Genomic DNA, 5,360 nt, shown 5'->3' with positions numbered 1-5,360 from the left:
ATATGGGCGTAGGCGAGGAAATTGCCGTTGTCGCCGACCGTCGTCTCACCGCGGCTGGAATCGGTGCCGAGATGCATCGTCACGCCTTCGCGGATCGTGCAGTTCCTGCCGATGACCAGGGTGGTTCGGCCGCCCTTGTGCTTGGTGTTCTGCGGCGGCGCGCCCAATGTCGCCATCGGGTAGACCTTGGTCGAGGCGCCGATCGACGTCGCGCCCATCACCGAGACATGACTGACCAGTTCGACGTCGTCGCCGATCACCACATCGGCGCCGACATGGCAGAACGGCCCGATGCGCACACCTTGGCCGATTTTGGCGCCTTCCTCGACAATGGAGGAAGCATGGATGGATGTCTTGATTTTCATAAGCACTCGATCGTCAGTCGCTGGTGACCATCATGGCTGAAATCTCGGCCTCGGCCGCCTTGGCGCCGTCGACCATGGCTTCACAAGCGAATTTGAGCAGGTTGCCGCGTTTCTTGATTTTCTTGACATAGATCTTCAACTGGTCGCCGGGAACGACCGGTTTGCGGAATTTGGCGTTGTCGATGGTCAGGAAATAGACCAGCGACGGCTTTTCGGTACCCAGGCTGCGGATACAGATGGCGCCGGCCGTCTGCGCCATCGCCTCAACGATGAGCACACCCGGCATGACCGGCTGCTCAGGGAAATGGCCCTGAAAATGCGGCTCGTTTATGGTCACGTTCTTGATGCCGATGGCGGATTCGTCGCCATCGATGTCGACGATACGATCGATCATCAGGAACGGATAGCGGTGCGGCAGGAGCTTCATCAGCCCCATGATGTCGACCGCTTCCAGCGTCGTCGACGCGATCATGTCAGCCATTGCCTCCCTCGCCCTGTTTGCGGGTCCTGGCGAGCTTGCGCAGCATGGCTATCTCCCGCATGGCTTCCGCCATCGGCTGTGCCGGATAGCCGCCCCAGATCTCGCCTGCAGGGACATTGCTCATAAATCCACTTCTGGCGGCAAGCTTGGCCCCTGTCCCTATGGTCAGGTGATCCGCAAGCCCCACGCCGCCGCCCATGGTGACATTGTCACCCACGACCACAGAACCCGAAATACCCGAAAGCCCGGCTATTATGCAATTGCGGCCGATGCGGACGTTATGGGCGATCTGCACGAGATTGTCGATCTTGGTGCCTTGGCCGATGATCGTATCGGACATGGCGCCGCGATCGACGGTGGTGTTGGAGCCGATCTCGACGTCGTCCTGGATAACGACACGGCCGATCTGCGGCACGCGTTCGGGACCCTTGGCCCCGCCGACGAAGCCAAAACCATCCTGGCCTATCCTGGCGCCGCCATGAATGATGACGCGATTGCCGATCAAGGCATACTGGATGCTGGCGCCCGGACCGACATAGCCGTCGCGGCCGATCTGGCAGGATTGTCCGATGACCGCATTCGGGGCGATGACAGTACCGCTGCCGATCGAAGCGCCTGGCCCGATAACCGCGCCGGCCTCGATGACGGAACCGGCTTCGACATGCGCGGTCGCATCGACATGAGCGTGCGGCGAGACGCCGGTTTCACTGGTCATCGGCCCTGGTGTCGCTGCCCTCGGAAACAGCAGACGCCCGATCAGCGCGAAGGCCTGCTGCGGACGCGGATGAATGAGAACGGCAACGCTTGCCGGCGCCTTGCCGGCAAATTCCGCCGGGCACAGCACCGCGGCAGCCCGCAGCGACGGCATCAGCGCGGAATTACGCTTGCCGTCGACAAAGACGAGCGCATTCTCGCCGCCCTCGCTGGCCGGCGCGAGTGCTTCGATCAAAATATTGGAGTGGCCGGAATCGACAAGCACCGAGCCGGTCAGATTCGCGACTTCGCCCGCCGTATACCGGCGTGATGGCGCGAAGAACACCGGATCGGTCATTCCAGAAGCTATATCCAGCTAGGTCGGAACATTTCTCCCGGACCCTGAAGACCCGGGAGCATCGTTGGCCGCCGATCAGAAGCGGGTCGATATGCCGAAGTTGAATTCCTGCACGTCGTCAGACGCTTCCTTCTTGACCGGGATCGCGTAGTCGATACGGATCGGACCGAACGGCGACGCCCACATCAAGCCAACACCGACCGAAGCGCGCAGCTTCATGCCCACCGTCGACTGGTCGACCAAGTCGTTGGCAACCTTGCTGCCGTAGAGCGTGGCCGCATCCGCGAAGACCGCGCCACGCAGGCCGAAGCTCTCTGGAACGACCGGAAGCGGGAACTGGGCTTCCGCCGAGGCGTTAAAATAGGTCGTGCCGCCCAGATGGTCGCCAGCGCCGTCGTTGTCGACCGGACCGATGCCGCCGTAGGCGAAGCCGCGGATCATGCGGTCGCTGCTCTGGAAGTGATCGAACACGCGCAGATCGCCGTCGCCGCCGTAGCCTTCGACATGACCGGCGCCGCCCGAAATAAGTCCGACCAGATCATACTGCTCCGACAGCGTCTGGTAGATGCTGCCTCGCCCCGTGACCTTCACGAACTTTGCATCGCCACCGAGACCCGCGACTTCCACCGTCGTGGTGGCGTAGATACCCTCGTGCGGGTTCTTCATGTCGTCGATGGTGTTGTAGACCAATCCCAGGCTAACCGAAGACTTGATCCATGGGCTCTGCTCTATGCCATCCAGGATAGCGTCGGAAACATTGCACTTAAGGGGATCATAAATGCCACCGGTCACGCAATCATCATCCAGCTTATATTTCTCTTGCGAGATGTTGTAAGCTAGCTGCGTCGTGATGCTGTCGGTGATCGGCAGGCCGAAACGCACGGTCGCACCCGTGGTGTCACTGTCGTAATGATCGTAGTTCCGGGTTTGCTTGAAGATGTCGAAACCGGCGGCGATGCGCCGTCCGAGGAAATAAGGCTCGGTGAAGGACAGGCTGTAGTCGCGCGAATTCTTGCCGCCGCCCGCAGACACCTTGATGAACTGGCCGCGGCCGAGGAAGTTGCGCTCGGTCACCGAGCCTTCGACCGACGGACCGGCCGTGTCGCCACCGGTCGAATAACCAGCACCCACCGAGAACTCGCCGGTCGACTTCTCAACCACGTCAACCACCAGAACGACTTGGTCGGGCTGCGAACCCGGCACAGTCGAGATGTCGACTTTCTCAAAGTAATTCAAGTTTTCCAGGCGCTTCTTCGCGCGCTGGATGAGCACCTGGTTGAAGGCGTCGCCTTCGCTGACGTCGAACTCCCGGCGAATGACATAGTCACGCGTGCGATCGTTGCCGCGGATCTCGATGCGCTCGATATAGGCCTTGGTGCCCTGGTCGATCGTATAGACCACCGAAATGGTGTGGTTCTCGAAATTGCGGTCGCCGCGCGGCGTGACCTGCGCGAAGGCATAGCCGGAACCGGCCACCTTCTCGGTCAGCGCGATGATGGAATCCTCGACGTTCTTGGCGTTGTAGACGTCACCCTTGTGGGTCTCGATCACCGATTCCAGCGACTTGCCGTCGACTTCAGGGATCGTGCTCTCGACGCTGACATCGCCGAACGTGTAGCGGTCGCCTTCCTGGACGGTGATGGTGACCGTGTACTTGTTCGTCGCGCTGTCGAGCTCGCCGACGGCGGACACGACCTGGAAGTCGGCATAGCCGTGATTGTAGTAGAAGCGGCGCAGCAGCTCCTGGTCCGCGCGCAGCTTGTCATCGTCGTAGACGTCGTCGCGCAGGATGAAGGAAACCCAGGACGAACGCTTGGTGTTGATGATATCCGACAGGCGGCGGCTGGAATAGGCGCTGTTGCCGACGAAATTGATCGCCGCGATCTGCGTGCGATCGCCTTCGGCAATGTTGAAGACCACATTCACGCGATTGTCGCCAAGCTGCATGACCTGCGTGGTCACGGTCACGTCGTCGCGACCAATGCGCTTGTAGGCAGCCTTGACCGACTCCACGTCGGCATCGAGCGTCGCCTGCGAGAACGTTCCGCGCGGCTTCAGCTGCACCGCCGCCGCGAGCGCATTGTCCTTGAGTTTCTTGTTGTTCTGGAACAGCACCTGGTTGACAACCTGATACTCGGCAACCTTCACCACCAGCGTCGAGCCGACCTGGTTGATCTGCACATCCGAAAACAGGCCGGTGCCAAACAGTGCCTTGACCGCACCGTCGATATCGGAACTGGAGAAAGCCTTGCCCGGCTTGATGGTGATGTAATTGCGGATGGTCTCAGCGTCGATACGCTGGTTGCCGCTTACTTCGACTCTGCTGACGACAGCGGCTTCAGCCGCCGATGTGGCAACGAACTGCACTGCGAGCGCGCCTGGCACGACCATGGCCGCGGACAGGGTCACCGCGGACGCGGCGCTTAGAAACTTGGATGCTGCCTTCATCGGGCTTAATAACCTTTTCTCGTAGTCCCCACGGCGAGAAAACCGGACGTGCGGTAATTTCCCCTACCGTATTAACCGGATTTTCCCTACACGCAAGGCTTCTGGTTAATTTGTATTTACTTAACCCTGCGGCGTGGCTTTCGCGTCACTCATATCCCCTTGCATGGTAAACGGCGTCTCAACATCGTCCATGCAGAAGCCAAATTTCTTCATGATTTCAGCACCCAAACAGATCGTTCCAAAAAACGAACCCCATGAAGCACAGCACCAGAAGCAACCCGGCCCGATAGGCCATTTCCATCATCCGTTCCGACACCGGACGGCGAATGACAGCCTCCACCCCGTAGAACAAGAGGTGACCGCCGTCGAGGGGGGGAATCGGCAAAAGGTTCAGAATTCCGATGCCAACGGATAGCAGTGCAACCAGCTGCACGAGCCATTCGAATCCCAGTTTCGCAGCCCTGCCCGCCATGTCGGCGATCTTCACCGGGCCGCCCAGCTGACATTTGTCTTCGCGCCCGACAACAAAGCGCTGCAGGAACTGGCCGGTGCGCTGGATGACGTGACCGGTTTCCTCGACCGCTGCCGCGACAGCTCCAACAGGCGTGTAGGTGATGAGCCGTGGCTGGCCGAGTTCCTTGTTGTTGACGACACCGATTACAGCGACCTTGACCTTGTTGCCGAGCGCGTCTTCCTGTTCCATCAGCCGCGGTGCCGCGGTCACAGTGACCTCCCGGCCGTCGCGCAGCATGACGAAAGTGATTGCGTCGTCCGCACGGCCCGAAACCAGGCGTTGAACGTCGCCAAAGGTTTCGACCTTGTTGCCGTCGACGCTGACGAATCGGTCGCCGGGAAGGATGCCGGCCTTCGCCGCCGGGCTGTCGGCGGTCACCTCGGCCACCATCGGCTCGGCGACATAGCGGCCATAGGCGGTGAACAGCACGGAAAAGACGACGATCGTCAGCAGGAAATTGAACAGCGGTCCGGCCACCACCGTTGCCGCGCGCTTCCAGAT

The 5,360-nt window shown here is 60.5% G+C and carries 4 protein-coding genes and 1 pseudogene; all 5 read right to left on the bottom strand.

Annotated elements, in window-relative coordinates:
* Window positions 1-365, bottom strand: a pseudogene (locus EN925_RS21650) (acyl-[acyl-carrier-protein]--UDP-N-acetylglucosamine O-acyltransferase); the annotation flags it as partial.
* 13 nt (window positions 366-378) lie between these two features.
* On the bottom strand, window positions 379-846 hold the full coding sequence (gene fabZ / locus EN925_RS21645; protein ID WP_013531753.1) for a 3-hydroxyacyl-ACP dehydratase FabZ: 468 nt from the start codon (window positions 844-846) through the stop codon (window positions 379-381).
* On the bottom strand, window positions 839-1,897 hold the full coding sequence (gene lpxD / locus EN925_RS21640; protein WP_127368447.1) for a UDP-3-O-(3-hydroxymyristoyl)glucosamine N-acyltransferase: 1,059 nt from the start codon (window positions 1,895-1,897) through the stop codon (window positions 839-841). Before lpxD ends, fabZ begins: the two co-directional genes overlap by 8 nt.
* Before the next feature lie 75 nt (window positions 1,898-1,972).
* Window positions 1,973-4,345: an outer membrane protein assembly factor BamA gene (gene bamA / locus EN925_RS21635; protein ID WP_027161557.1), complete on the bottom strand. Its 2,373-nt coding sequence runs from the start codon at window positions 4,343-4,345 to the stop codon at window positions 1,973-1,975.
* A 217-nt stretch (window positions 4,346-4,562) separates the two neighbouring features.
* Window positions 4,563-5,360, bottom strand: a 798-nt coding sequence (gene rseP / locus EN925_RS21630; RefSeq protein ID WP_127223558.1) for an RIP metalloprotease RseP, incomplete at its 5' end; no start/stop codon positions are given.

The organism is Mesorhizobium sp. M7A.F.Ca.US.006.04.2.1 (assembly GCF_004022915.1).
Lineage (GTDB): Bacteria > Pseudomonadota > Alphaproteobacteria > Rhizobiales > Rhizobiaceae > Mesorhizobium > Mesorhizobium ciceri.
This window is presented reverse-complemented; position numbering and strand designations above follow the sequence as displayed.